Annotated in this window: 28 protein-coding genes; 15 read left to right on the forward strand and 13 right to left on the reverse strand. The window is 65.4% G+C overall.

All coding sequences use genetic code 11. From position 1 onward, the window contains the following. Nucleotides 1-20 precede the first annotated feature (20 nt). The 3 genes from AC30PD_RS07380 to AC30PD_RS07390 all read right to left on the reverse strand — a co-directional run bounded on the left by AC30PD_RS07380 (nucleotide 21) and on the right by AC30PD_RS07390 (nucleotide 1,255). Nucleotides 21-347 (reverse strand): hypothetical protein, encoded by a 327-nt coding sequence (locus tag AC30PD_RS07380; protein ID WP_489535001.1) that lies wholly within the window; start codon nucleotides 345-347, stop codon nucleotides 21-23. A gap of 10 nt (nucleotides 348-357) precedes the next feature. Further along, entirely contained in the window at nucleotides 358-630 is a 273-nt protein-coding gene (locus tag AC30PD_RS07385; RefSeq protein ID WP_489535002.1) for a hypothetical protein, read from the reverse strand. A 61-nt stretch (nucleotides 631-691) separates the two neighbouring features. Next, a complete protein-coding gene (locus AC30PD_RS07390; protein WP_489535003.1) occupies nucleotides 692-1,255 on the reverse strand; it encodes a hypothetical protein in 564 nt (187 codons plus the stop codon). A 514-nt stretch (nucleotides 1,256-1,769) separates the two neighbouring features. Here AC30PD_RS07390 and AC30PD_RS07395 point away from each other — a divergent pair. Both AC30PD_RS07395 and AC30PD_RS07400 read left to right on the forward strand, forming a co-directional pair. Beyond that, nucleotides 1,770-2,546, forward strand: coding sequence for a DUF1845 domain-containing protein (locus AC30PD_RS07395; protein WP_489535004.1), 777 nt, complete (start codon nucleotides 1,770-1,772; stop codon nucleotides 2,544-2,546). A gap of 485 nt (nucleotides 2,547-3,031) precedes the next feature. After that, complete coding sequence (locus AC30PD_RS07400) at nucleotides 3,032-3,352, forward strand: helix-turn-helix transcriptional regulator (RefSeq protein WP_489535005.1); 321 nt, start codon at nucleotides 3,032-3,034, stop codon at nucleotides 3,350-3,352. Between the two features lie 350 nt (nucleotides 3,353-3,702). Here AC30PD_RS07400 and AC30PD_RS07405 read toward each other — a convergent pair whose 3' ends face one another. Further along, on the reverse strand, nucleotides 3,703-4,338 hold the full coding sequence (locus AC30PD_RS07405) for a hypothetical protein (RefSeq protein WP_489535006.1): 636 nt from the start codon (nucleotides 4,336-4,338) through the stop codon (nucleotides 3,703-3,705). Between the two features lie 627 nt (nucleotides 4,339-4,965). Between AC30PD_RS07405 and AC30PD_RS07410 the strand changes: the two genes are divergently transcribed. The 5 genes from AC30PD_RS07410 to AC30PD_RS07430 all read left to right on the forward strand — a co-directional run bounded on the left by AC30PD_RS07410 (nucleotide 4,966) and on the right by AC30PD_RS07430 (nucleotide 12,613). Continuing rightward, nucleotides 4,966-5,904 carry a site-specific integrase gene (locus AC30PD_RS07410; RefSeq protein WP_489535007.1) on the forward strand — a complete coding sequence of 313 codons (939 nt, stop codon included), beginning with the start codon at nucleotides 4,966-4,968 and terminating at the stop codon, nucleotides 5,902-5,904. A 218-nt stretch (nucleotides 5,905-6,122) separates the two neighbouring features. After that, nucleotides 6,123-7,325, forward strand: a complete 1,203-nt coding sequence (locus AC30PD_RS07415; RefSeq protein WP_489535008.1) for a DUF1173 family protein — start codon at nucleotides 6,123-6,125, stop codon at nucleotides 7,323-7,325. A gap of 78 nt (nucleotides 7,326-7,403) precedes the next feature. Further along, nucleotides 7,404-8,672, forward strand: coding sequence for a recombination directionality factor (locus AC30PD_RS07420; protein ID WP_489535009.1), 1,269 nt, complete (start codon nucleotides 7,404-7,406; stop codon nucleotides 8,670-8,672). Then, nucleotides 8,669-9,988 carry a metallophosphoesterase family protein gene (locus tag AC30PD_RS07425; protein WP_489535010.1) on the forward strand — a complete coding sequence of 440 codons (1,320 nt, stop codon included), beginning with the start codon at nucleotides 8,669-8,671 and terminating at the stop codon, nucleotides 9,986-9,988. Before AC30PD_RS07420 ends, AC30PD_RS07425 begins: the two co-directional genes overlap by 4 nt. An 81-nt stretch (nucleotides 9,989-10,069) precedes the next feature. Beyond that, entirely contained in the window at nucleotides 10,070-12,613 is a 2,544-nt protein-coding gene (locus tag AC30PD_RS07430) for a DNA repair protein (RefSeq protein WP_489535011.1), read from the forward strand. On the opposite strand, the gene AC30PD_RS07435 is transcribed toward AC30PD_RS07430, so the two are convergent. The 5 genes from AC30PD_RS07435 to AC30PD_RS07455 all read right to left on the reverse strand — a co-directional run bounded on the left by AC30PD_RS07435 (nucleotide 12,553) and on the right by AC30PD_RS07455 (nucleotide 15,433). Further along, entirely contained in the window at nucleotides 12,553-13,089 is a 537-nt protein-coding gene (locus tag AC30PD_RS07435; RefSeq protein WP_489535012.1) for a hypothetical protein, read from the reverse strand. The two genes, AC30PD_RS07430 and AC30PD_RS07435, sit on opposite strands and share 61 nt — an antisense overlap. Continuing rightward, the gene (locus AC30PD_RS07440) at nucleotides 13,089-13,772 is read right to left on the reverse strand and encodes a hypothetical protein (protein WP_489535013.1); all 684 of its coding nucleotides are present in this window, start codon (nucleotides 13,770-13,772) and stop codon (nucleotides 13,089-13,091) included. Before AC30PD_RS07440 ends, AC30PD_RS07435 begins: the two co-directional genes overlap by 1 nt. Nucleotides 13,773-13,859: 87 nt before the next feature. Beyond that, complete coding sequence (locus AC30PD_RS07445) at nucleotides 13,860-14,189, reverse strand: hypothetical protein (protein WP_489535014.1); 330 nt, start codon at nucleotides 14,187-14,189, stop codon at nucleotides 13,860-13,862. Further along, nucleotides 14,189-14,494 carry a DUF5983 family protein gene (locus AC30PD_RS07450; protein WP_489535015.1) on the reverse strand — a complete coding sequence of 102 codons (306 nt, stop codon included), beginning with the start codon at nucleotides 14,492-14,494 and terminating at the stop codon, nucleotides 14,189-14,191. Before AC30PD_RS07450 ends, AC30PD_RS07445 begins: the two co-directional genes overlap by 1 nt. A gap of 267 nt (nucleotides 14,495-14,761) precedes the next feature. Beyond that, entirely contained in the window at nucleotides 14,762-15,433 is a 672-nt protein-coding gene (locus tag AC30PD_RS07455) for a JAB domain-containing protein (protein WP_489535016.1), read from the reverse strand. 331 nt (nucleotides 15,434-15,764) lie between these two features. On the opposite strand from AC30PD_RS07455, the gene AC30PD_RS07460 reads away from it, so the two are divergent. Then, complete coding sequence (locus tag AC30PD_RS07460) at nucleotides 15,765-16,001, forward strand: hypothetical protein (RefSeq protein WP_489535017.1); 237 nt, start codon at nucleotides 15,765-15,767, stop codon at nucleotides 15,999-16,001. An 85-nt stretch (nucleotides 16,002-16,086) separates the two neighbouring features. Here AC30PD_RS07460 and AC30PD_RS07465 read toward each other — a convergent pair whose 3' ends face one another. Continuing rightward, nucleotides 16,087-16,668 (reverse strand): hypothetical protein, encoded by a 582-nt coding sequence (locus AC30PD_RS07465; protein WP_489535018.1) that lies wholly within the window; start codon nucleotides 16,666-16,668, stop codon nucleotides 16,087-16,089. A 250-nt stretch (nucleotides 16,669-16,918) separates the two neighbouring features. Then, nucleotides 16,919-17,437, reverse strand: a complete 519-nt coding sequence (locus AC30PD_RS07470; RefSeq protein WP_489535019.1) for a hypothetical protein — start codon at nucleotides 17,435-17,437, stop codon at nucleotides 16,919-16,921. Between the two features lie 106 nt (nucleotides 17,438-17,543). On the opposite strand from AC30PD_RS07470, the gene AC30PD_RS07475 reads away from it, so the two are divergent. Next, the gene (locus tag AC30PD_RS07475) at nucleotides 17,544-17,831 is read left to right on the forward strand and encodes a hypothetical protein (RefSeq protein WP_489535020.1); all 288 of its coding nucleotides are present in this window, start codon (nucleotides 17,544-17,546) and stop codon (nucleotides 17,829-17,831) included. Here the strand turns inward: AC30PD_RS07475 and AC30PD_RS07480 are convergent. Both AC30PD_RS07480 and AC30PD_RS07485 read right to left on the reverse strand, forming a co-directional pair. Next, on the reverse strand, nucleotides 17,791-17,991 hold the full coding sequence (locus tag AC30PD_RS07480) for a hypothetical protein (protein ID WP_489535021.1): 201 nt from the start codon (nucleotides 17,989-17,991) through the stop codon (nucleotides 17,791-17,793). The two genes, AC30PD_RS07475 and AC30PD_RS07480, sit on opposite strands and share 41 nt — an antisense overlap. Then, complete coding sequence (locus AC30PD_RS07485) at nucleotides 17,985-18,170, reverse strand: hypothetical protein (protein WP_489535022.1); 186 nt, start codon at nucleotides 18,168-18,170, stop codon at nucleotides 17,985-17,987. The genes AC30PD_RS07480 and AC30PD_RS07485 overlap by 7 nt, the downstream gene beginning before the upstream one ends. A gap of 487 nt (nucleotides 18,171-18,657) precedes the next feature. Here AC30PD_RS07485 and AC30PD_RS07490 point away from each other — a divergent pair, with 487 nt between their 5' ends. The 6 genes from AC30PD_RS07490 to AC30PD_RS07515 all read left to right on the forward strand — a co-directional run bounded on the left by AC30PD_RS07490 (nucleotide 18,658) and on the right by AC30PD_RS07515 (nucleotide 26,262). Next, nucleotides 18,658-19,371, forward strand: coding sequence for a hypothetical protein (locus tag AC30PD_RS07490; RefSeq protein WP_489535023.1), 714 nt, complete (start codon nucleotides 18,658-18,660; stop codon nucleotides 19,369-19,371). Beyond that, the gene (locus AC30PD_RS07495; protein ID WP_489535024.1) at nucleotides 19,364-20,077 is read left to right on the forward strand and encodes an RES family NAD+ phosphorylase; all 714 of its coding nucleotides are present in this window, start codon (nucleotides 19,364-19,366) and stop codon (nucleotides 20,075-20,077) included. Before AC30PD_RS07490 ends, AC30PD_RS07495 begins: the two co-directional genes overlap by 8 nt. Nucleotides 20,078-20,177: 100 nt before the next feature. Further along, on the forward strand, nucleotides 20,178-21,392 hold the full coding sequence (locus AC30PD_RS07500) for an ABC-three component system protein (protein ID WP_489535025.1): 1,215 nt from the start codon (nucleotides 20,178-20,180) through the stop codon (nucleotides 21,390-21,392). Further along, nucleotides 21,389-21,904: a three component ABC system middle component gene (locus AC30PD_RS07505; protein WP_489535026.1), complete on the forward strand. Its 516-nt coding sequence runs from the start codon at nucleotides 21,389-21,391 to the stop codon at nucleotides 21,902-21,904. The genes AC30PD_RS07500 and AC30PD_RS07505 overlap by 4 nt, the downstream gene beginning before the upstream one ends. Continuing rightward, the gene (locus tag AC30PD_RS07510) at nucleotides 21,901-23,856 is read left to right on the forward strand and encodes a DUF3732 domain-containing protein (RefSeq protein WP_489535027.1); all 1,956 of its coding nucleotides are present in this window, start codon (nucleotides 21,901-21,903) and stop codon (nucleotides 23,854-23,856) included. The genes AC30PD_RS07505 and AC30PD_RS07510 overlap by 4 nt, the downstream gene beginning before the upstream one ends. A gap of 375 nt (nucleotides 23,857-24,231) precedes the next feature. Continuing rightward, nucleotides 24,232-26,262 (forward strand): ParB/RepB/Spo0J family partition protein, encoded by a 2,031-nt coding sequence (locus AC30PD_RS07515; protein ID WP_489535028.1) that lies wholly within the window; start codon nucleotides 24,232-24,234, stop codon nucleotides 26,260-26,262. Nucleotides 26,263-26,281: the final 19 nt, after the last annotated feature.

The raw sequence follows: 26,281 nt of genomic DNA on the forward strand, positions 1-26,281 counted from the left end.
CCGGTGGGGGGATGGCTCGGTCAACCGCGTCGCGGCGGGAAATCGACCGGCACGGTGAACAACTGCCCTGCGTGCAGGGCTTCGAGCAGGCTGTGGTCGAGGAATTCGAAGGTCATCAGGTTCTGCGTGTGCAGGACCTTCCCTCGGTCGTCCAGCCGCTGGACCTTGAAGCCCAGCGGATGCCACAGTAGGCGATAGGTCAGACGGTCGGCGCCGGCAATCACGAACCTGCGGCCGGGCAGACCGGTGAGGACCTCGCTTTCCTTGACCAGGAATTCGATGTCCTCGGTCGAGCGGACCGCCAGCATCAGAGGGCTGGCTTCGCCGCGTTGGGTTTCGGTGTGCATCGTCGGCTCCTCAGCGTTGGTTGGTGGGGCAGGGTGGGATGAAGGCGGCGGCGCTGGAGCGGGTTGCATCGCGGGCCAACAGTTGATCCGGGCTCCGGCGCTCGCTTGGCCGGCGCATTGAGGCCTCGTTCGTTTCGCCTGGAGCGCAGTCGTCTGCAACGACGACGAGCGATGGGCGTTCGATCTCCTCCAGCATCACGGCGTCCTCGTAGTCGAGGTGGCCCGCGATGCCGTAGGCGATAACGATGGCCACCAGACACAGGAATGACTTGGCGGTTGACATGGTGTGTTCCTTGAGTCGGATGGAACTGCGGTGCGAGCCACGGCAGTTCCGGGAAGGCGGATCAGGCGAACAGGTCGCCCTGAAAGGTTTGCGCCCTGATCTGCTCGTTGATGCACTGCGGGTTTCTCGCCAGCCGCGCCTCGACCCACTCAGGGTTGCGGACGACGGCTTCGCGCACCCACTCGGGGTAGCGTTCGAGGGTGGCCGCGAGCCAGGCTTTGACGCTTTGGCGGATGCGGTCGCGGACCTCTTCGGCATCGACCAGGCCGCAGTACGCGATCGGCGACAGCGGGCTGCAGCCCACGACTCGCAGGCAGCTCACGAACGAAAAGGGCTGGCGATCCTTGCTGCGATCGGTGAAGACCCAGCGCAAGGTGTCGAGCTTCGTTTCGAGCGGCGTCTCCGGGTCGGAGAGGTCGCTCACCTCCTGGAGCAATCGCCAGTGCAGGAAGACGATGTCCTCCTCGGTCCATTCGATCGGTGACTCGTCATCGTCCGGTTCGTCCGCATGGACGACTCCGTGATGCCTGTCGCCGGGATCGCGGCGTTGTCCAGCGGGAGGTGCCAGCCTGAGATCGGCGTGGGCGTGGTGCCTGGCTGCGGGTGGATCGGTGGGGTTCAACATCGTGGCCTCCATGGAAAACAGAGGCGACACTCATCCTGTCGGGAGGCGTGCGCCCCCGTGGGGTGATGAACGACCGATCGTTGGGACCGGCGCTGCGGATGGAAACTGCAGGGGCTGGCTTGGCGCGGCGTAGGCCGCGTGATCGGTGTGCCAGCTACCGATCGAAGTACGCTTTGGGGGCGAGGGCGGAAGTGCTGCCGCCTCGAAAACGTGCTTCGATAGAAGTCTTGGGATGCGATGCCGTGGTCGGCATCGGCGCTCCTTCACATGGGCAGGACCGGTGGTCCGCGATCACATGCGAAGGACAGTGAACTCCAGGGCTTGCCGAATCGAATGCAGGGCCAGCTGCTGCCTATCGTCAAGGTACCGGGGCGGCGCGTGGCGGTCAATGCGCAAATGGCCTCCGATCGACGCTGATGCCGAAAGGGCAGGCAGCCGGGGTGCCTTTCCCGTGGCGAATGCAGCGTGCGGTGCGGAACATGGTGGCCAGCACCGACCGCCGAGGAGCATTGCCATGTCCGTCGTCACGCCACCGAGCCCGCCGAGCCTGCAGATCGTGAAGATGGATCAGGGCGGTGTCAACGAACGCATCCTGGCCAAGGAAACGAAGGCGGACTTCCGGCGCATCGAGGCGGCGAGCATCAAGATGCCGGCGCGTTTCACCAGCGCCGAAGGCAAGCGATTCTTCGTGCGCCTGTTCAGCACCTTGCAGCTCAATGCCCACTTCATCTCGGTGATTGCGCGCACGCGACTGGATCACGAGGACATCGCCAAAGTGGAGGCAGCGCTGCGCGAGCGGATGGAGAAAGTGACCGACACCCTGAACAAGGCCATCGATGGTGCCGAGGCGCTGTTCCAGGCGAACGGCATCACCAGCGTGGCGACCTATGACACCAAGGCGCTGGAGATCGAGGTGGGCGTGTTGTCGTCCAGCGGCAGGCGCTACCTCGAAGTCCTCGGCAAGTTCGACCAGCTGATGCCCCTGCTGCAAACGCTGGAGATTCACGAGGTCATCACGACGCAGACCGTCGATATCCAGCGCGCCGGGCTCAAGCGGCAGGTGCGCGACGTGGCGAATGCTGCCCGAAACTTTGCGACCGGTTTGCGTCGGCGCATGAATGCGGGCTCGCCAACGGAGGCCGAGGCGCATCCGACGCGGGTTGATGAGTCAGAGCGTGGCGGGGGCTCGCCGAACGAAGGCACGGCCGACGCCGTCGCAGTCGGCGAAGCCGATCCCATCCCGGCCGCCGAATCGCAGGCGTTCGAGACAGGCGCCGAAACCATCCAGTAGCCAGCTTGGTTGGGACCGCATCTGTGGAAGCAGCGCCGCACATGCCACCCGCAATCGACAGGAATGTCAGGCCCACGGCGGCGGCGGCCTTCGTGCAATGAGGCAGGCGCCCGGAAACTCTCATATCGTTCCAACAGGTCGCCCGCCATGGCGCCCCGTGCGCGCCGCGCACCCTCCGTCGCTCGCAGCGATGGCGTCGCAGTCGATACCTGCCTTGCTTCATGCCGCCGTGATGCGCGCCCATCAGCAGGTTGACGGGCAGTTCCGGTTCGACCGCAGTGCCCCCCACAGGCCCACCCGCTACGCGCAGGTCGGCCTTCCTTCCACGCCGCGAGACCGGGACGCCCGCGCCGTGCAGCCGAGGTAGCGCCCCTATCGGCCACGCAACCCTGACCTAGCGTCGCCACGACAGAGCCGGTCACGTCTGCTGGCGGCCATGGCCGCTGCGAGGCCCGACTATGCGCAATCAAACCAACGCGGTCGCAATGACCACGTTTCCTGCTCTACCTCCTTCCACCGATACTTCGCCCCACCGACAAACTGGCAATGTCGTGCGATTGCCCGAGACCGGCTTTCTGCGCCAGCCGCAGGTGCTGGTGTTCGTGCCTATCTCGCGGTCCACGCTGTGGCGCCGCATTCAGGCGGGCACGTTTCCCGGTCCGGTCAAGCTGTCGGCGCGGGTCACCGCGTGGCGGGCCGAGGATGTGCGCCGCTGGATCGCGGAGCAGGGCGGTGGTGGGCAGCAGGCGACGCCGGGGCGATGCGTGCAATCATCCCCTGTTGTCGAGATAAATCCATGCGCATAACGCCACCCCGACGGCGTAGAGCAGCCAAGTCCGCGAGATGGCGTACGGATAGACCATCAACGCGACGCCCAACCAAAGCGTTGTTCGCTGCCCAGCCCTCCGACCTCGTCGAAATGCGACGAGGCCGATCAGGCCGAAAACGATGGCGCCGAAAATGTAGGTTGGGCTGGGTAGCCCGCGACCGCGCGACTGCGTTGAAGTCAGGGCATCCATAGGGCGAGGTGTACCTGGTCGGTTCGTCTTGAAGGGGCGTGAGTTCGCGTGCATGCCGATCTTGCCGGTCGAACGCCAACAAGCGAGACTGAACGCCTCAGAAAGGCCCCGTCAGGGCGCCTCAGCAGAACCAGTGTTCACGTCCACCGCAGCGGACTCCGATCTGGCCTGCCGCTGAAGCCGAAACGCTCGATGGCCTGCCACATTGCCTCGATCACGTGGACCGCGGTGTAGTGGCTGTTGTTGACCGAGGCACGTGCGGCCTCGTAGTCTTCGTCCGCCAGCTGTGCGCGCAATTCCCGAGCGCGTGCCTGCCAAGCAGCGTCCGTCGCTTCGAGATTGAAACTGGCCGGCAGGCCGCCCCATCCGGTGTAGCGCAGCAGGATGCCGCGCTCGACAGACGTTGCCGGACGCTGCTCGGCTTCGATCCGGCGCAGCACGTCGATGGCCGCCATATTGGAGCCGAATTTGGCGACGGCGCCACCGGGATGGACGAGGTGGTCACGCGTCAGCAAGGGCCACTGATGACGAACTTGCGGCTGCGGGCTGCCACTGCCGACGCGCCATGCGGTGGGAGCCGGCGAAGTGGGATTGAACTCGGTCGACTCCTCGTCGGCGGCGTTGCCGGTCGACTCGGTGAGGTCGATGTCATCCCGTACCGCGAGAGCGGGCGAGAGGGATTGAAACTCCAGCTCGGTGTCGAGCGGGCTGAGGGTGGGGATGTCCGGTGCGAAGCCGGGCAGCCACAAAGAGGGCGCAGTGATGCGGGCCATCGGTGTTCTCCAATCAAAATGGGGAACACGGCCGCCCAGCAGGGAGACGTGCTCCCGGTGGGACATGGACGCGGAGGTCCGGAGGGTTTCGAGGCGCGCCGCGCGCGAGCGCGGAGCCTGAGTGGAAGAGGGCGGGTAACGACCGCGACGCCTGAGCAGACTCAGGGGCGCTCGGGTGAGCGCGTCGGCCAGAGGCCAAAGCGAAGGTCAGTGTGCGGCGAGTGCGGGCTGCGTGTGGCCTTCAACCCGCGGCGGTCACGGCAATCGATGCGCAGGGCAGTCGGTTTCGGATGGCAACGCGCCGTGTCGCTTCAGGAACGTCCTGAACCAGATGTCGCATTGCCTTGCAAACAGTCATCCCTTCGCGGATCGGTGTCCCATACGATGCACTCAAAGGTGCCCGCCGCCGTGACCGATTCAGCGTCCGGCGATGCGCCGTTCGCTCGCTGGGCTGCGACGATGGCGATGCGCAAGAACCAGAACGTGGGTGAAGGCGTGTCGGACGCCGGTGCCTTGGCACCGCGTCCCTGACCCCGAAACCCCGCGCCTTCACAGGCGCTTTCGCGTGGCTGCCCCTGGCCGTGCGACTGACGATGGAGACGTTCGACAGCAGCAGGGGAGCAAGACGTGCACAACACCAAACAGGAAGGGGTGAATGACACCACGGCACGGTCCATTGAGATGCTGAAAGCCGTCATCGAAGGGCGCACCTACGACGCCGTGGCGGTCGACCACGGCATCACGCGAACCGCAGTGGAACGCCGGGTCAAGGGGATCGCCAGACGGTTGAGTGCCGAGGTGGGCATCGCAGGCCTCAACGAAGGCGGAGCCGCCTTTGTTCGCCGCTTGCGCCACAAGCGGGCCGCGATCCTGGCGGCACTCGAACGCTTCGAGCCGAAGCCGTTCTGCAGCACACGCCAGGCGCGAATCGTGTCGGCCGCAGAAATCGACCAGGCTGTGCATCGAATCCGGGGACGGAGCGCGCAGCCGGCGCGGGACATCGCGTTGTTCTACATGCTGTTCGCCACCGGCGCACGGCCGCTGGAGATTGCGCGCATCGAGGTGCGGGACTACCTCGATTCCGCCGGCAACGTGCGGCGTGAATCCGAGTTGCGCGCGGAAGCGACGATCACCGGCAAGTCGCGCCCGCTGTTCTTCGCCAGCAGCAAACTCGATGACGCATTGAGCGCCTACTTGCGCGTGCGGCTCGAAAGCCGACAGAGGCTGGGGCCTACGTCTGCGTTCCGTGGCCTGGACCCCGACAGCAGGCTGTTCCTGACCGCGACGGGCTGTGGGTTCCAGATCACGCCTTACGGAGGGCCGGGGCAGCATCGCTTTCTGTGCCGGCCCATCCTGGAGACCTATCGCAAGCTGTTCCGGTATGCCGACGTCGAAGGAGCGACCGCGCTCTCCGTGCGGCACACGGTGGTGGCCCGCCTCTACGAACGTGGCGCCGACGAGGAGCAGGTCGGTCTGGTGCTGGGCATCAGCGACCGCAGTGCGGTGCGCGGATTGTTCCCGCGCTCCCGGCCGACGATGGCGCGGTTGGTGGATGAGTTGCTCTGAACTGAACTTCCAGCAGCGAATGTCGACGCCTTGGGAGGGCCGATGTCTTTGTCTGGCGCCGCCTCCCGGAATTTGGGGCTTGCCACCATCGAGTTGCATCGGTTCGTGTCTCGGCCATCATCGGCCGACCTGCAAGAGAGGCAGTTCCGAAATGGCTGCCGGCTGGGCGGACCTTTCGGCTGGCATGCTGACGAGGCATCGAGCAAGGTTCCGAAGCCATGGACATGCAGCGCTTCTCGATCAAGGGACGGGTCCTCAGCGGCGATGACCCGCTGCTGCAAGACGCTCTGGCGCAAGTTCATGACACACCCGAACGACCGCGATGCCTTTGCGTCGCGGGCGGAATCGAGATGTATGTCTCCCGCCTTCGGCACTTCGTCGTCAAGCGCATGCCGGAGACCGGCCATCGACACCACCCAGGCTGCCCGTCCTACGAGCCGGACCCGGCGCTGTCAGGATTGGGGGAACTGGTAGGCGACGCGGTTCGCGAGTCCGACGTCGGCGCCATCGAGTTGTTCGTGGACTTCCCATGGACGCGATCGCCTGGCCACGGTGGATCACGCTCGGGCGTCGACTTGCCGGGCGATGTGGAGGTGGCACGACATCGCATCAGCTTGCGTGGCCTGATCCACTTCCTGTTCGAGCGTGCGGGATTCAACCGGTGGACGCCTGCGATGGAGGGCAAGCGCAACCAGGGTGTGCTCCACAAATACCTGACCGCGGCCGCACAGGAGGTGATGGCGAAGGGCATTCCACTGGCGGAACGGCTGTATGTGCCGGAGCCGTTCAACGAGGCGACGCACCCGGTGGTGGCACATCGGCGCCGCGTGAAGCTCGACATCCTGCGACCGGTCGAAGGCCGCAGTCCGCTGGCCATCGTTCTCGGAGAGTTCAAGGCCGTCGAGTCCACTCCCTCGGGCCACCGAGTCTGGATTCGACACATGCCCGATGCGCCCCTGCTGGTGGACAGTAAGACATGGGCGCGGATCGAGAAGGTGTTCGCTCCGCTGTTCGAGGCAAGTGATGCGGATACGGGCTGCCGGGTGCACCTCGTGATGGCCGCGCTGATCCGCGCGCGCCGGGAGCACACCTACGAGATCGACGCGGCCAGCCTGGTGCTGACCAACGAGCACTGGATTCCGCTGGAGGGCGTGCACGAACTGCCGCTGGTGCAGTCGCTGATCGAGCAACGGCGGCGTTTCGTCAAGCCCTTGCGCTATGACGCGCAGGGTGCAGCGAGGTTTCCGAACGCGCTGCTGCTGGACGTGGGCGCAACGCCGGTGCCATTGCATGTCTTCAGCCCCTTCATGACCGCCAGGGACCGGGAGATCAAGGAAGCCGCCCTGCGTGCCTGCGATCATGGCTGGGTCTGGCCGGCGGACGCATCCGTCATGCCGGCGCTGCCGCTTGCAAGTCCGTGATTCGCGCCCTTGACGCGGTCCGTTCGCGCGAGAGCATGTTTTGTCGAGATGTCTCGACACGCATGAAGGAGCGCAATCATGGCGAATGCCATCGTGACCATCCACGGCGGGCCGATGGCCCCCGCCACGTTGCTAGGCCCCTCGGCGGCTCGCATCCCCACGGCCGGCAAGATCAGGGCCGGCATCAAGGTGCTGTCGCGCGCCGCGGCCGAACAGCCGCGCGCCCGCGAAATCTACGATCAGGGTGTGGCCGCCGGCGAATCGTTCGACCAGATCGAGAAGGCACTGGCCGAAGCATTGCCCAAGCTGAAGACGCCGCTGATCCCGCGCAACGTGGCCTGGTTCACGGTGCGGGGTCAGGACTTCGCGAACCCGGCACTCGCGACGCAATTGCTGGACGCACACGGCGAGGATCGGGGCGAGGGCCATCGGCTGTATCGCTTCCCGGTGGTGTTTCCCTCGGACCACTGGCAGACCGTGATGCCGCACGAACTGGCCGCCTGGGGTGCCAACGAGAAGCGCTTCTGGTCCGAGTACTCCGCCGATGGTCGGGTGCGACATTGCCACTGCCATGCGCCGGTGCCGCTGGCCGACAACGGCAAGCGCGCCATCCGGCTGTTCGGCGGCCGCAAGTCGATGCTGCGGCAGGAGAACGGTGGCGTCTGCGAGCCGGAAACCTGCCACGAGTACCAGACGAAGCAGTGCAATCTGAACGGACGTTTCCTATTCTTCGTGCCCGGCATCCGCTCGATCAGCGCCTTCGAGCTGCACACCAACAGCTTTTACGCGATGAACGCCGCGATCCAGAAGTTCGAGACGATTGGCTTCCTGCGCGGCGGACGAATCTCCGGCTTCCTTGATCGGCAGCGAACGCCGTTCTATCTGAGCAAGCGGCTGATGGAGGTCAGCCACATCGACGAACAGGGCAAGGCAGTGCGCGTGCCGCAATGGATCATCGAACTGGAAGCGCCGGTCGATGTGTCGGCGCTTCTGCGCGGTCCGGAAGACGACGATGCCGCCATCGTTCAGGGTGAGTTCGCGAGCCAGGTGCTCGAAGGCGTCAAGCCAGCAGTTGACGGCTCAGGCGTCGCCGACCGCGTGGCGGACTCCGAGCCGGTGTCGGCCGGGGAGGGTGGAGAGCCGGCGCTCGACAAGGTGATCGCTCGCGCTGGCGCCATCGGCCTCAGCGCGGGGGTCTATCTGGCCTACACCGACCGTCGCTGGGGCAGCGGCTGGAAGCTCAACCGGCAGGGCCGCCGTCGAGCCTGGGACGAACTGGAGCGATATCGAAACGATCCACAGGGCTACGTCGACAAGGTCGAGAGCGAAACGAAGGTGGCGTCGTGACTGCCCCCACCTCGATCCGGGTGGCACACTTTTCCGACTTGCACTACGGTCCGAAGAATCTGGCCGAGGCCGACCGCTGCTTCGGCGACGCCATCGATCAGGCGATCCGACTGAACGCTCAGGCGGCGGTCATTTCCGGCGACGCCACTGATCACGCGGTGGACCTGCACGCACCGGCCGCCGCCAGGCTGGCTGCTCAGGTTCGAAGGCTGGCCGATCACTGCCCGGTGCTGATGCTGCAAGGCACGTACTCACACGAACCACCGGGAACGCTTGCGATCTTCCGATTGCTCGGCGGGCGCTATGCGGTGCATGTGGCGGATCGCATCCATCAGGTGGGCCTGACGGCCGATCGCGTCTGGATCGCGTCCGAGGGCTGGCGCTTTGATTCAGTACCGGCCGGCTTGCTCGCCTTGTTCACCTGCGTGCCCACGGTGAACAAGGCGGTCGTCGCGTCAACGGTCGGTGCCGGCGCTGCGGCGCAGGCCGTGGGCGAGCAACTGGCCGACCTGCTGCAGGGGTTCGCACCGATCCACCGCGCCGCTCGCGCACTCGGTACGCCGACCATCGGCGTGTCGCATGGGACCGTCTTCGGTTGCGTCTCAGAGCACGGCGTTCCCATGGCGGGTTTCGACCACGAGTTCAGCACCGGCAGCCTGTTCGCCGCAGAAGCCCAGGCGTTCCTGCTGGGTCACATCCACCGGCACCAGTCATGGCAACGCGACGGTGGGGCGGGCCGGCAGTGCATCGCCTACCCCGGCTCCATCGGGCGTTTCCACTACGGGGAAGAAGGCGACAAGGGCTTCCTGCTCTGGCAGGTCGATGCGCATGGCGCGCGATGTTCGTTGCACCCGACACCTGCGCGTCGCACGGTGGACATCACATTCGAGGGCAGACCGGCGCTCGACGCACTGCGGACCGCTGTCGCGCAGCAGGACATCGCGGGTGCCTTCATCCGGGTTCGCTGGACGATTGCCGAAGAAGACCGCCATGAGGTCGACCGTGCGGCGATCATGAACGTGCTGGCCGGCGCCACCGAGGTCAAGCTCGAGGGGCGCATCGTGCCGGTGGTGCGCACCCGTGCGGCGGGCATCGCACAGGCCCACAGCCTCGTCGAGAAGGTGAAGGCCTGGGCAGAGGTCACGGCCAGCCAGCCAGACCCCTTGCTGGCCTGCCTGGAGGCCTTGTCGACCTGCTCCGTCGAGTCCATCGCCGCCAGCGTGCTGGGCCGACGGGACGTAGGCCCACCGTCAGCATCGGGCTCATCCTCTGCCGGACTGGCCGGCATGTCGAACGAGCCGATGTTGTTGACCTGAACCTCTCGATCCGGAACCGTGACCTTGCAAGGCCGATTCGGCGCGAGAGACTGGCCCTGACGCAGCACCTGGAGACCACCGATGCAAGTTCTTTCTTTGACCCTCAAGGGGTTCCGCGGCATCCGCGACGGGTTGCGTCGCGACACACTGACGCTGGACTTCGAAGCGCTGGCAGGCGAGGCCGCGCTGGTGGCCATCGTCGGCGGGAACGGCCGCGGCAAAACCACCCTGATGGACAACATGCACCCGTACCTGACGATGCCCTCGCGTGCCACGGCAGCGGGTCCGGGCGGCTTCGCGTACTACGACCATGTGTGTTTGCCCGAAAGCGAGAAGGATCTGGTCTGGACGCACGACGGCGTGCGCTGCCGGTCGCAAGTGGTGATTCGGTCGGGAACACGTCGCCGCACGGAAGCCTTCCTGTTCGAGCAGTCGGGCTCGGCCTGGCACCCGCTGCAATTGCCCGACGGCACCGTCTCGGACGGCAAGGTGGACACCTACACCCGCTGTGTCGAAGCCGTGTGCGGCAGCGCGGACACGTTTTTCACATCGGTGTTCTCGGCGCAGGGCAAACGGCAACTGAGCCACTACCGCAACGCGGAGATCAAGACCCTGCTGGCCGATCTGCTGGGGCAGGAGGAAATTCGGGCACTGGGCCAGAAAGCCGGCGAAGTCGCACGCACCTTGAAGGCCGGGTTGGCGAGTGTTCGCCAGGAATTGGCCGGGCTCGACGACGAAAGCCTGCGCATCGGCGACGAACGACGCCGTGTGGAGGGCGCGGGGACGCGCATCGCACGAGCATTGGCCGCGCGCGCCGCTGCCGATGCGGCACGGGACACCGCGCGTACCCTCCAGGCGCGATTGGTGGCCGAACGTGAACAGACGCTGGAGACGCAGGCACAGCGCCGGCGACTGACGGACGAACGGCAGGCAGCCATCGAGGCTGGCGCGCAGGGCATGGCTGCGCTGGACACGCAGGATCGGCAGGAGCAGGAGCGCATGACGAGCCTGGGACAGCGGATCGCCGAGCGCGTCGCCCAGGGGCGCAAGCGGCGCGACGCGTTGGAGAAGCGGCGCCAGGAGCAATTGCGGGTGCTGGTCGCTGCACCCGCCGTCCTGCGGGCTTCAAGGGTCCTTCCAAGGTCGCAACATTTTCTGTCGATCCGTACTGACAGGGTCGGGCATTGGCGCCGGGAGGTGCAGCAGTGGACGCAGTGCGCCAGCGCCCGGACGGCTGCACAACTGCGACTGGCGCAGATCGAGCGCGAGGCAGGTCAGGCGGTGCTCAGAGCCGAGGAACTGGCCCGGCGTTTTGGACTGACCGGCGAAGTGCCCTGCGCAGGAAGCGATCTGCAGGGTCGCTGCAAGCTGTTGGCAGACGCCCATGAGGCCCATGCGCTGGTGCCGAGCGCGCAAGCCGAGATTCACCGGCTGGCCGTCGAGAAGCGCAGTGTGCAGATTCAGCTGGATCAGAGCGAAACGATGTCGCAGGCGCTGGCGCATGCCCCGGGCGAATGCGCCAGGGCTGAGCGACAAGAGACGCTGGCCCGCGACCGCGTGTCGCGGCTGGCATTGCTGGCGGCACGTGTCGAAGAAGTTGACCGTGCACGCGCCGAGGTGGCCGCTGTCGAGCAAGAGCTCGCCGCGTTGGCCGCCACCGCGTCCGCTGATGAAAGCCCGGACGAGCGGTCGGAACGCGCACGGATTTCGGCGTCGCGTGAGCAGATTGCGGTACGCCGCCAGCAGCAGACCGAGCAGACCCGCGAGCGCGTGGGCCGACTGGACGCGGCGTTGACTGCGTTGCCCGCGCCGTTTGCGGAACAGGCACTGGTGGCGGCGAACGACTCGGTCGTGCGTGCCACGACCGCGCTGAGCGCTGCCGAACAGTCCCATCTGCTGGCCGTCAGGGATGGGCAATCGTTAGAGGCGGCGACACGACAACTGGCCGGCGTTGCCGACCGACGGGCGGAGGTCGCGGCTCGACTGGCCCGTGTCGAGTCGGCATTGGGCGGGTGGACACTCTTCGCACGCTGCATGAGCAACGACGGTCTGATTGCGCTGGCGATCGACGATGCCGGTCCCGCCTTGTCCTGGCTGGCCAACGACCTGCTGCTGGCCTGCTACGGGCCGCGCTTCACGGTGTCGATCCACACGCTTGTCGAGACCGGCAAGGGGGACCAGAAAGAGGGCTTCGACATCGTCGTGCACGATGGTGATTCCGGGGACAGCAAGAGCGTGAGCCTGATGAGCGGCGGCGAGCGGGTGTGGATCAACGAATGCCTGACCCGCGCGGTGGCGCTGTACCTCGCGCGGCATTCAGGTCGCCGCTACGGCACGCTGTTCTCGGACGAAGCCGACGGCGCGCTCGATGCAGACCGCAAGCGCATGTTCATGGCGATGAAGCGGGAGGTGCTGCGGCTGGGCGGCTACGAGCGCGAGTTCTTCGTGTCGCAGACGCCCGAACTGACGGCGATGGCGGACGCGGTGATCGACATGGAGGCGCTGGTGGAATCAGTGACCACACCTGTTGGGGCATGGTCACTCGATCCACTCACTGCCGACAGTCAGGACGACGACAGTCCCACCACCTCGGCCCAGCGCCAGGGCGGGACGTCGAGGCCGTAGCGATCAACCAGTCTGAAGAAATCCGGCCAGCGGGCGGTGGCGAACTCGGCAGAAGCTTCGTCCTCTCCGTACCGCTTCTCGATCCGGTAGCCATGGCCGGCGGAATCGAGTTCGGTCAGCACGGGGTGGTTCGGACCCACGCGAAGCCGAGCCCGCCAGTGGCCGTGCGCCAGACACTCCGGACCATCGAGCAGCGCGCGGATGCGCCGCACATAGGCTTCCGGCGTGCAGCGTCGCCCGTTCGGTTGCAGGCTCCCGCCTTCGCATGCGCCTGCCACGCGAACGGCTTGACGCAGCACCTGCACGCGGCTGCCGATCATGCCGACGTTCCAGCTGCGCGAACGCTTGCCGGTTCTTGCGTCGCAGACGTTGTTGTCACCGCCTTCGATGGCGATCAGGAAGCGATCGTCGGTCATGCCGAGCGAGGCCGCGGACACATGGAATGCAGTCCATTGGTATTCGAGTCGGTGGCTCATCAGGCGGCCTCCGCGAACAGCGTGGGTTGAACAGGCCGTGCGGGTGCACCTTCTTCCGTGGGCATCAGTTGCAGCTCAATCCTTGCGGCGTCACCCAGATCGGCGGCGAACACGAAGGACTCCAGGTAGAAGGCGTCACGCGCCGCAGTGGGCTCGCGCAGGTCGAGCACCAACTCGAAGGTCTGGTGGCCCGCCCGATACCGCATGCGGGATGCGTACCGCGACTCGAGATCGTCAAACCGCTCGAAGGGCGATGAACTCCAGGAACTGCGTCGCCCCCGCAACGGTGGCAGTGGCGCGTTGAACACGGCGGCTGCGTAAATGCCGAACCGGCGTGCGAACTGCGCCGCCGACACCGGGTGGCAGAGGGTGCGGCGCCACTGCGCGAGATAGTTCTCCGGTGTCACGAGACCTCCGTCGACGAGCAGTCCGCCATCGACGGTTCGCATCGCGCGGTCCTGGCACAGGAGGTCGACGACCTCGTAGCGTGCCAGGAAGGGCAGGCACCGACGTTGACTGCCCAGCACCTGCGCGGTCGTGTCGTTCGACGGATGAAGGGTCCACGCGACCGCGACGTAGCGCGGATCACAGTAGATCGTCGTGTCGTCGGGCAAAAGGATTGCGGCCTGCTGAATTTCGTTGTCCGGCAGCAGGGGTGCTTGCCGGAAGTCCGCTGGTTGCATGTGGGTCTCCAAAATGAGGGCAGGGCGTCGGCCATTCGGCACGACGCCCTGCGTTAGGGGGGTCACCTTGCGGTGGCGGTGGGTGACTTAGCCGGCCAGGACGGTCGGCGGTCGGCCGGTGTGGTGCTCGACCACGCGGTTGCCGGCCTCGTTTCTTTGGTCCAGGTGCACTGCTTTCAGCAGGCTGTCCGGAACGACGATGCCGAGTCGAGCGAGTTGACCGGTGACGGTCGCCACGTCGGTCCAGTCGCGCCACGGCTCGTGCACGCTGGCGTACAGCACTTCCTCCTCGGCACCGGGATCGCCGCGGTGCGCCGTCAGCACTTGCAGGAACACCTCATGCAGTGGCCGGTCGTAGCCGGCCACGACGAGCACATCCCGGACGCCGCAACGTGCTTGCGCATGGTGGCGGCTCATCACCCGGCTCCCGGTTCGTTGAACACGGTGAGCCCGTCGATGACGGCCGCGTGGGCATCGAACTTGAGCCAGACCACGCCAGCGTGTTCGGCCAGTTCGAAGATGGCGGCCAGGTCGGTCTCGGCCGGGATGTCATAGCGCGGTGCCCCGACGTAGACGAAACCACCGTCATCGGTCGGGTACGCATTGACCGACAACTCGTCGGCGACCAGTTTGCGGCGTGTCGCCGCAGACAGGTGCGAAACAGACAGGGCAGCCAGCGGCTCGGCCTGCTCCAGCAGGCGGGCCACGGTGGATTCATCCATGGCGGGCTCCTTGTTTCTCGCGCGACGACGCGGGCCTCACCGGGCTGCGGCACGGACGACTGAAGTCCATGCCGCAGTCCCTGCAACGGAACCAGCGCAGGCGCCCGAGACGGCCAAGCAACGAACCCTGTCCAGGGCAGAGCGGACAGGAGGTCGCGGCAGATGTAAACATATTCTCTCCTTCGCAAGTTGGGAAGGGGCACCGCCCGACGGGCGGAGTGCCCCGAGAGGGTGACGAGCGAGACGGCGCAGTGCGCCAACGGCTGGCTACAGCAGGCCACGTTCCGCAAACGACAGCACCGTGTCGCCGGCGACGATCAGGTGGTCGATGACGCGCACGTCCACCAGACCCAGCGCCGACTTGAGGGTCTGGGTCAGGTACTCGTCGGCCCGACTTGGGTCGGCCACGCTCGAGGGGTGGTTGTGGGCCAGCGCCACGGCGGCGGCGTTGTGTGCCAGCGCGCCTTTGACGACTTCGCGGGGGTAGACCGAGGTCTGAGTCAGGGTGCCGCGGAACAACTGCGCCGCCTCGATGACGTGGTGGTGCGCGTCGAGGTAGACGACGATGAAAACTTCGTGTTCCAGACCCGCGCAGTACAGGCGCAGCCACTCGCGCAAGACCTGCGGTGAGTCCATCACCGGGCGGCCCTGCATTCGGGCGTGCAGGTCGCGCAGCAGCAGTTCACGGGCGACCGTGAGCTTGCGCTGCAGACGATCCTCGACGGTTGCGACGTTCGCGCCTGAGATGCTGAGGTAGGTCGGTGCTGCATCGGCCAGCACCACGGCGGCAGATTCGGGGATCGGGGGCGAGAGCAACTCGCCGACCAGTGCTTCGCGCGACAGCGCGGACAGGTTCTGCATGGCGTTCTCCAGGGGTGAGGGTGGGAACGCCGTCCCCAGCGGGAACGGGGTTCCCGAGGGATGCGCATGAATGGGCATGCGCGGCTGAATGGCAGGTATCGACTGCAACGCCTGACGAGGTCAGGTCCTCCATGCGGAGGGATCGATCCGAAGACCGAGGGGCATGGGAAGTTTGGCGGCGGGGGGGGCGAGCGGGCAACCGGAGGTCGCGCGTTGCCACCCGAAAGCGGCGGCGAATGCGCCGGGCATTGCACGTCGTCGCGCGATGGCCACGGCTGAGATCTGAATATCGCTGCAGTCGAGTTGGAGTCCGACCTGACATCGACTTTCAAGAAGAGCGCAAAAACCTGCGGACAGGTGTTTTGAGATGCGGCACCATGGCCGCTCGGCTCCCCTTTGGAGCAACGCCATGATCCGTTTGAACCAGCAAGTCCGACTCACCCGCCGCGAGGTCGAACGCTTCGTGAAGATCACCGACTTGCCGCCGGAGAACATTCGAACGCTGGCGGACTTCGACGCCTACATCGCCCGTTGCAAGGCCCACTACTGGGGGGTGTCTCACGACACCCGCTTCCTGCATTGGCTGATCGACCGCGAGCGTGATCGCTGCTGCGGCGACAGGGTGAGCTGCAGCTTGGTGACCTGATCAAAAGGAGGGCCCTCCGAAGAGGGCCCATCAACGACGTTCGGAGGTCCGGATGCATGCCGCGCCGGATTGATCGAGCGCAAGCTCAAGCGGCTTCCGGCATCGGGTCGAACAGGTGATCGAGCGGCGCGACATCTCCAACTTGAAGTGCGGAACACGCGACGATCACGCGAGGCTGCACCGTGACGTCGCCGCCGTTCACGGCTTCGACATGGGCCACGACGGTGCCGTGGGGCGTACGCACCTCCATGTCACCCAGCCCGTGGGTCCAGGAGGCGTCGACCTCGTAGTCGGCGTCTTGCGGCAAACGATCTCGAACGAGTTGCACACCGGCATCGAAGGTGTCGGTCGTGACCACGTCCGTCAGGTCACCGTACTCGCGGTCGTAGAAGGACACCTTGTAAGCGGGTTGCGATGGCATGGTCAGGTCCAGCCGCAACGCTGGCATCAAGTGCCTGGCCACATCGAGGGTGCTCGCGGGGGCGACGACCTGGTCGCGTTCCAGGCGGCCCAATTTGAGCAGCAGGGCATCGGCATGGGCGCAGTCATCGAGGGCGAGCTGGGTGCGCAGCCCGACGATGTCTTTCACCATCAATCGCAGTTCTTGAACGATGGCACGTTCGGCACGCGCTTCGATGGCGCGCAGGGTTTCGGTCGCAGAGGCCATGGGGAATCCTTTCAAGCAGATGACGACCTGGCTCAGGCAAGTCGCGGTGGTGAGGGAGGGCGGCCCGGGCGGTCGCCGCAGGCAGGGATCGGAGGCAGCGATGTGCGCGCCTCGACGAGTTAGGTCAAAAGAAAAAGGGGTCGAACGCCTCACGCGCCACCGGGCGGTGGGTGTGAGGGTTCGACGATCCGGGCAACGCGGCGAGAGCTGGGATGCCGGTGCCAGAAAGGTGACTTCCTGGCGCTACGAGTCAAGCCGCCGTGCGAGCAGCTTTGGGCCGGGTCGAGTTCGACGGCGACAACTCGGCTCCCGTCGTGGCAGGCGCCATGGCAGGCACGGCGGCCTGCGGATCGAAGCTCGCTTGCGCTCGCGCGAATTCAGGTTCACGCGTCAGCCGGCGAACTTGAGGCGCGGCCGGCTCTTTGGCTGTTTCCGGGAGGCATTCGAGTGCCACGTCGCCGCCTCGGCGCAGCAGGCGCGCGGGCACGGCAAACAGTCCAGCGCACAGCCACCGGACGAACTGTCCGATCCGCTTGTTGCGTGCCTGGCGCGCCTTGTGGCTGCGCAGGGATTCCTTGCAGCACAGGTACAACGCCAGATGGGCGCGCTTCATTTCCGGATCGGCTTCGAGCTGGTTCAGCACCTCCGTGGCGATCGTCACGTCGTGACCGACGCGCCGGTAGAAGGTGACCCAGGCTCGCTCTTCCTCAAACTCGACGCCGAAGCGTTTGGCACGAGGGCGGGCTCTTTCGATTTTCTCAGGGGACATGGTGTTGGCTCCGGTAAAAGAGGGAACACCTTTCCCCGGCGGGGTGACGGTAGACTCCCCGAGGGTTGCAAAGGCGTGTGGCGCTGATACGCTGACCAGCCCACACATGGAGGCCCACACGATGCTTCGTGCAGGCACAACGCGACGGTTCACGCCCGACGAAATCGAGGAATACCGATCACTCGATCTCGACTTCGAAGGAGCGCGAACACAGGACGACATCGAACGGGCGCTGGCCACATGGGCCGGTGCGCTCGCCGATGAGCGACCTGATCTGCTGGACAAGATCGTCGTGGAGATGGCGAAGGCGAAGGCGAAGGGCGTCAAATGCTCCGCACGTTTGACCAGGGTGGTCAGCGGCGCGCCTTCTGCCGATTCCCTTCGGCAATCTTGATCCAGCGGTCGGCGATCTCGTCCAGATAGACCAGATCGTCGGGCTCGATGTCGCCAGACTTTCGCAGCCGGGCGATCACTTCCTTGACCAGCGGTGGGTCATCCTTGGCGAGTTGAACTGCCAAGGCTGAAATGCGTTTGCGGTAGAGGCTGGTCAGCACGACCCGTCTCCCGCAGCGCGGTTCTCGCAAGCCCCGAATGTCTGCGCGAACGCAGGCAACAGCGGCTTCATCAGCGCCGCGATCTGCGGCGCACGCAAGGTCAGCATCCGGGCACGCCCGGAGCCTCCCAGCAGCACCCCGACGGGGCGCAGCGCTTTTGTCACATGGACATCGAACATGGTGTTCTCCTTCATCGAATGAAAGGGAACACCCATCCCTGGCGGGGAACTTGGGGTTCCCCGTTCGGGATGCTCCAGCCGAGAACAGCGGAGCGGCTCTGTGGCACGAGGCCACGGCGTTCAGCCCGAGGGCTGAACAGATCACACAGCCACGGTCGTGGCTGAACCGGAGCGATGTCCGGTCTCTACAAGGCAGGTAACGACTGCGACGCCAGCGAGCTGGACTTCAGGAGGCCAGGGCCTCGGATGAAGGCTGTGCAGGCACGATGCCCACAGATTGCCCTTCCAGTCTGGCACTCGGGGGGCGCAAGCTCAAGATCGCACCGGACCGTGTCGGAAGATGCCACCCGAAAGCGCCGAGCCGTTGAAGGCTTCAGCGGTGGCGCGCCGCGACCGGCAGGTGGCTGAACAGGCCTGTCGCGCCGACATTGCCCATCGACAGCGCAGCCGGTTGGCGACTTTTGAGTGATGGTGGTTATCAAAAAACATGATAATATTCATCACCGCTTTGGGAGCTGTGATGCGTCAAGTCAGGGATGGGCTGGTGGTGTCGAGCGTCGGGACGCTGGCTGGCACGCCCGGCGAGATTGGCGAGCAGTTGCGGCATTCCGGCGCCGAGCGCGCCATTGCCCTGACCTTTGCGCATGAGAGCGAAGGCACCGTGCGAGTGATCGCCGAAGCCCTGGGCAACCTGGCACCGATGGTCGCGGGCTTGGTCAAGCGGCGTCAGCGCGAGGCACTGGACAAGATAGTCGATGCACTGGTGCCGACGGTGCCGTTGCCGGAGCACATGCTGGTCGAGGCACGGATGACGGCACACGCGCGCAGCGAAGTCCTGGCCTCGGGGGACTGGCTCACCGCGGCGCAACTGGCCGAACTGGCAGGTTTCAGCGCCTCGAACCTCAGCGCGCAGCCGAACAAGTGGAAGAAGGACGGGCAGATCTTTGCGATCCGCCACCAGGGCCTGGATTACTTCCCGGCCTACGGCCTCGATGCCGAGGCAGGCTACAGGCCCTTGAAGCTGCTGGCGAAGACCCTGGCGGTCTTCGGGACCGCCAAGGACGGATGGGGCCTGGCCTACTGGTTTGCCTCGGCCAACAGCTTCCTCGGCGGCAAGCGTCCCCAGGACGCGCTGCTCAAGTCGCCCGAACGTGTGCTCGCGGCGGCCACCGACGAAATGGCCGAGATCGCCCATGGCTGACCCGGCCGGCGCGAGCCGTTCGCGGCGCGCCGCCCGGTCGACGCCAAAGGTGGTGTTGGCCAGCACCGTGCCGGCACCGCCGGCTGTTCTGCACATCACCCCGGTAACGTGGAAGGCCGGCACCGTGCTGCACCGCGTTCACCTGGACGTCTACGCAGCAGACGCGTTCAATCCGGGCATCAAAGGCAATGCGAGGTTCAGCCCCATCGTCAACGCCGTAGGAAAACCGATCCCGACGTTGTACGGTGGCACGAGCTTCAATTGCGCGGCCATGGAAACCGTCTTCCACGACGTGCCGTTCGCACCTGGGCTGAAGACCTTCGCCAAGCACAAGCTCGAAGGACAACTGCATTCGGTGCTGGCCATCACGGCGACACTGACGCTGGCCGATCTGCGCAACGTGCCGCTACGCAAGCTGGGCGTCGAACGCAAGCAGCTGATCGACACCGAGAAGGACACCTACGGGCAGACCCGCAAGTGGGCCCAAGCGATCCACGCGCAGCACGCCCACATACAGGGCCTGTGCTGGACCTCGCGGCAGGACGACAGCGCCATGGCGGTGATGCTGTTCGGTGACCGCGTTGGTGCAGGCGTGTTGACGCGGCGGGGGTCTTCGCGCGCCTTGCTCGATGACGGGCCGGCGTATGCGGAACTGCTTACCCTGGCTGACATGATCGGCGTTTTCGTCGTCGCCGGACGAGCCTGACGGTGGACGGATCGGGTCCCGCAGATTGGCTGATTGGAGTTCGCTGGGTGCTGTGCGAAGCTGCGCTTGAGTCGAAGAACCAAGGAGTAGGGGAGCAAGGATGAGCGAATCAACTGTCGCGACGTTCAATGCCGGTGCGTCGATGCTGGGCTACCTCTACCAAGTGCGCGTGGCACTGCTGTGGGCCGTGCGTCAGAGCCGGATCGGGGACTTCTCGGTCAGCGTCGAAACGCTTGACGACGTGAGTTTCGAGTCGAACGGCGATCCCATCGCGGTGCTGCAGACCAAGCACTCGGTCCACAGCACATCAGGCTTGAGCGATCTCAGCCCGGACCTTTGGAAGACGCTCCGCATCTGGATGGTCGGCCGCTTCAGCGGCGAGGTACCCATCACAACCGCAAAGTTTCTGATCTCCACTTCGGAGATATCAGCTGGCACCGCCTGTTCGGCGCTGGTACCGGAGAGCGAGAGCCGCAATGTCGAAGCCGCGTCCACTCGGCTCAAGCAGGCGGCTACAACCTCGACGAATGCCGAGCTGAAGGACGCATTCGGGGCGTTCCTCGCGTTGGATGAGACCGAGCGGCGGCAACTGTTGAGCAGCATCTACGTGGTGGCTGGTCAGCCCGATGCGGACGCCATCCATTCGCAGCTGCAGGCAGAGCTGTATCACGTGGCGCTTCACCACCAGACACTGTCGGTTCAAATGATCGAGGGCTGGTGGTTCAAGCGAGTGATTCACGAACTGGCGCACGGCGGTGCCGGCATCCCACGGGCAGAGATCGATGCGCAGATTTCCGAGGTCCAGGAGTCGCTGAAGCGCGATGCGCTGCCCATCGACGAAGAGATCGACGCGCTGATGGTGGCCCTTGAACAACTTCCGGAGTTCGCCAATCGCCCGTTCTATCGCCAGGTCGAAATCGTCGGCGCCGGGCCGCGTCGCATACGCAACGCAATCACGAGCTACCTGCAGGCGTTTCGACAGCGTTCTGCCTGGATGCGCGACGACTTGTTGTTCGACGCCGACCTGCGGCAGTACGACCAGCGCCTGCTCGTCGAGTGGGCGCTGCTGCGCGAGCAGGTTTGCGACGAACTGGGTGAAGGGGCCGGCGAAGACGAGATGACGAAGGCGGGGCGGGCCATCCTCAAGTGGGCTGAGGACGCACCCCTACCCATCAAGTCCGGAGTCAATGTGCCTTGGGTGTGCCGGGGATCGTTTCACATGCTCGCTGAAGATCGGCGCCTGGGTTGGCATCCGGACTTCGAGGCCCGCATGCAGGCGATCTTCGATGCGCCCTCAGGTGGCGCAGCATCATGACCGAGTGGCAGGACAGAACCATCGAGCAACGCAATCTGCTGAATCCGGCGTTCTGCGCTGTGGTGCTGTGGCAGGTGGCCACGGGATATCAGGCGGAAGCCGAAACGGTGATCGACGCGACGGCGGCGCTGCCCGTCGAGCTGGCCTTCGTCGGTGCCAGTTTCGTGCTGCGCGGCCAGACGCGCCGCCAACTGCCGGGCACCGTGCGCACTTCACTCGCCACCTGGATACAAGACCACCCGCTGGAGCGCTCTGCTGTCGCCAAGGGTATAGAGATTCTTCGTCCGTATGTGCGCGAGGCCCTGCTGTTCGGTGCGCAGCATGGCGCTTTGTTGATAGCCGGACGTGGTGTGGCCAGTGAGCCGGGCGCCGCCAAGCGGATCAAGAGCTACTTGAAACAATCGAGCGCCGACGTCAGGGACTGCGCTGGCCAGGCTCACTTTGTGGGGCGCTGGTTGCACAAGGGCGGTACACCATCGACGGTGATGGCAATGTTGGGAGTGCAAGCATGATTCAGATCGTCGCCATCGTTGCGTACAGCCACGATGGACGGTCCAGGGCCATCCAGATGGAGCCGGGGCGCGTCAACATCATTTCGGGCGATTCGCGTACTGGCAAGTCCGCCTTGCTGGGGGTGATCGACTATTGCTTCGGGGCCTCGGAGTGCGACGTTCCCGAAGGCAAGGTGCGCCGCAACGTCTCCTGGTTCGGTCTGCTGCTTCAAACCGAGCGTGGGCAGGCGTTTGTGGCGAGGCAAGTGCCCGCCGGAGATGCCAAGTCCAGCGAGGTCGTGTACGTCAAGGCCGACTCGGAACTTACGATCCCCGCGCACGCAGAGCTCCGTCAGACCACGAACAGGGAAGGGCTCAGATCGCTGCTTGCGTCGTGGGTTGGTATGTCGGACTACCTGCATGAACCGCCGCCGGGCCAAACGCGGGTGCCGCTGGCTGCAACCATCGGCCATGCGTTGACGTTCTGCTTGCAATCGCAGAACGAGATTGCCCAGCGCCGCCACCTGTTCCATGGGGCAAGCGACCGCTTTGTGGCTCAAGCGATCAAGGACACGCTGCCGTACTTTCTGGGTGCGGTGACCGACGACTATGTCGCCAAGCAACTGGAGCTGAAACGCGTTCGCACTGAACTTCGCCAGATCGAGCGCCGGCTGGCAGAGGCTTCCGCCATTCGAGGTGAGGGCGTGACGCGCGCGGACACCTTACTGGTCGAGGCCAAGGCGGCGGGCCTGACAACGCTGGGAGACGGTGCGACATGGCAACAAAAGGTCGAAACGCTGCGCCTGCTGCAAAGCTCGCCCGTGCCGAGTGCACTCGCAGAAGGTGGTGACGACGCCGAGTTCCGCCGCCTGACGGACGAGCGAAACGAGTTGCTCCGCGAGCAACGCAGCTTGGTTGCCACGCTCGAGCGAGCACGCGCCTTCGAAGGCAACTCTCGTGGGTTCTCGTCGGAGGCTAGGGAGCATGCGGCTCGGCTGAATGCCGTGTCGGTCTTCGAGCAGGGTGTGGACGGACATGCCTGTCCGCTGTGCCTGCAGGGATTGCCTGCGGAATCGAATGCGCCGTCGATTGGCGAACTGCGCGCCGCCCAGGCGTACATCGGTGAGCGCAGCGGCGCCATGGACTCGGCCACCCCTCGCATCGAGTCAGCGATCCAGGAGGTGGAGGGCAAGTTGGTCGAGGTCCGTCGCCGCATGGACGGCAACCGTGAGTTGCTGACCGCGGTCAAACGGTCAAGCCAGCGTCTGCAATTGGCCACCGACACCGAAGCGCGGCGGGCGATGGTTCTAGGGCGCATCAGCCTCTATGTCGAGAACATTCCTCAGATGCCCGACCTCACGGCGCAGCAACGCCGGCTGGACGAACTGAAGCTGCAGGAGCAGGATCTCGACCAGGCCGTCAGCGCCGACGTGATCCAGCAGAAACTCGAGTCCTGCCTGTCGAACGTGAATCGTTACCTGTCGGACTACGCCCGGCGGATCGGGCTGGAGTATTCGGAGAGCCCACTCCGGCTCGACCCTCGTGCGCTGACCATCGTGGCCGACACCCCCGAGCGCCCCGTTCCCATGTCCGAGATCGGCAGCGGCGAGAACCATGTCGGCTATCACATCGTTGCGCACCTCGCGTTGCACACGTGGTTTGCTAACCGACAGCGGCCGGTTCCCGCCTTTCTGTTGTTGGACCAGTTGTCGCAGGCTCACTTTTCGCCGGATGCAGCACCGCGCGACGGCGTGAAGCAGGAGAAGTTGGACTCGGATAGGAAGGCCGTCAAGGCGCTCTTCGGATTGATCTTCGACGTGGTCGAGAGCCTTCAGGGGCGGTTTCAGGTTTTGATCACGGACCACCCCGACTTCAGCGACGATGCGCGGTTCCAGGCGGCATTGCGGGAGCGGTGGCGCGATGGGTTGAAATTCGTGCCGGAGGACTGGCCGAAGGCCGACAACGTCGCGTGATCGTCGCTGCAGTTGCAAGGCTGACGGGATTCGTGTCGCCGCGAGCAATGTCACAAGGTATTTGCTGGGCGGACTTGCGCGCCGTGGAAGTACCGCGTCAATGATGGAGCCTGCCGGCCGACTGTCTGGCGCGGACGCTGTCGCTGGAGGCGAATGCCGTGCTGAGTAGGCTGTGAGGCCTTGAACGGGGAGGGAGTGGAGCGATTTCTTGCGCACCGACGTCACGCAGTAGCTTCGTGACCGAGCCGTCTGACTCAGCTATTGGCATGGCCTCTCCCCGGCTGCCGAAGCACTTGAAAGCCCGTGCACGGATGAGATTCTGAACGCATGGACACGCACAGGGCGTGTCCCGTTGCCCTTGTTCAGGAGCCTCAGATGAAACTCTCCAAAGCCGAAATCGACGCAATCATCGCGGCGTCGCCCCGCACCACCGTCCCGTTCGACAAGCTCGTTCTCTGCGAGACCTATCAGGCGCGACCGAGCGACAGCAGGTCCCGGTTGAGCATCGCCGAACTCGCGGCCTCGATCAAGGACAGTGGCGTCCTGCAGAACCTGGTCGTCATCAAGGGCGCGCGTGGTTTGCACGAGGTCTGCGCAGGCGGTCGCCGCCTCGACGCGCTGGCGCTGCTGGTACAGAACGCCGACATCGCCGAGAACCACCCGGTACCTGTTCTGATCGTGCCGGCCGATCAGGCCTTGCTCGCCAGCCTCGCCGAGAACGTGTTCCACGAGCCCATGCACCCGGCCGATGAATACATTGCCTTCGCCAAGCTGAGCGCCCAGGGCAAGTCGGTCGAAGATGTGGCAGCGGCGTTCGGCGTCACGCCCTTGGTGGTCAAGCGGCGCATGAAACTTGCCACTGTGTCGCCCCGGCTGATGGCGCAGTTCCGCGCGGACCAGATCGGCCTCGACTGCCTCATGGCGCTCGCCTCGGTGGACGACCATGCGAAGCAGGAACAGGTCTGGGCCAACCTGCCGTCGTGGAACCGCCGTCCCGACTGTCTGCGCCAGATGCTCGCGCAGGGTGAGATCGAGTCCGACCGCGATCCGGTGGCGAGGTATGTGACCCTCGCCGCCTATGAGAAGGCCGGCGGCACGTTGCGCCGAGACCTGTTCTGCGACGACGACAAGAAGGCCTACCTGCTGGATGCGGCCCTGCTGGACCGGCTGGCCAGCGAGAAGCTCGAACGGAAAGCGAAGCAGATCGCCGCACAGGGCTGGAAGTGGATCGAAGTGCGAGCTCGCTATTCCTTCGACGAGTTCGTCAGCTACGGCGAGCTTCGGAAGTCACGCCGAGAGCCCAGCGAAGAAGAAGCCGCTGCCATCGAGCGCATCGAGTCGCGCATCGCTGAACTACATCCCCAGATGGAAGCACTTGTCGATCAGGGTGATGACGATGAGCAAGGCGATCAAGTCTTCCTGCAACTCGAAGCCGAGGAAGAGACGCTGCAAACGAAACTGAAGGCGTTGCTGGAATCACTCTGCGTCTGGCCGGTCGAACTCATGGCCGAGGCCGGGTGCGTGTTGTTCGTCGGCAGCAAGGGGACTGCCGAGGTCAAGTTTGGCCTGATCCGCCCGGACGATCGCGCGAGCATGGCCGCGGCCGCAAAGCAGGCGCGTCCCACCGACGGTCCGGACAATGCGCTCGTGTCCCTGCCGTCGGGGAAGAGCCGACCCGTCCATTCGGACAAGCTGATGCGTCGCCTGACGGCGCATCGCGTCGCGGCCGTGCAGGCCGAACTGATCCAGCGACCTGACGTCGCGCTGGCGGCGATCACCGCGCATCTGGCCGTGAAACTGATGAAGGACGGATTTCGCTGCCATCGCGGCGGCGACGATGCGCTGACCCTCAGCGTCAGCGACACCCACGACGGTCTGCGTCGGGAGACGGAGGACATGGCGGGCAGCGCGGCGTGGAAGGCCATGGAGACAGAACGCGTGCACTGGGTGTCGCTGCTTCCGGAGGCCGGGCCGACCCTGTTTCCGTGGGTGATGAAGCAAGATCAGGCCACGGTCATGCGCCTGTTGACGTTCCTCGTCGCATCAAGCGTGACAGGTGTGAGCGGTATCGAACGTGAGACGCAGACCACCGATGCGCTCGCCGAGGCGCTCGACCTGGACATGCGCAAGTGGTGGACGGCCACTGCCTCATCGTATTTCGAGCATGTCTCGAAAACCCGGGTGCTCGAAGTCGTGACCGAAGCGGCGGGCGCCAACGCCGCCAGCCCGCTGGCCTCGCTGAAGAAGGATGCCGTCGTAGCGGGCGCCGAGCAGACGCTGACAGGCCTGGGATGGCTGCCGCCGATGTTGCGCACGGGTTCGGCTGTGCCTTCAGGCGCACCGGTCGTGGGTGACACGACAGCCGACACGGTGAACCTCGAACACGACTTTGAGGCGGCCGCGTAACGAGCGCGAAGGGCGAAAC

It is taken from the genome of Rhizobacter sp., from assembly GCF_032229685.1.
Lineage (GTDB): Bacteria > Pseudomonadota > Gammaproteobacteria > Burkholderiales > Burkholderiaceae_C > LMDS01.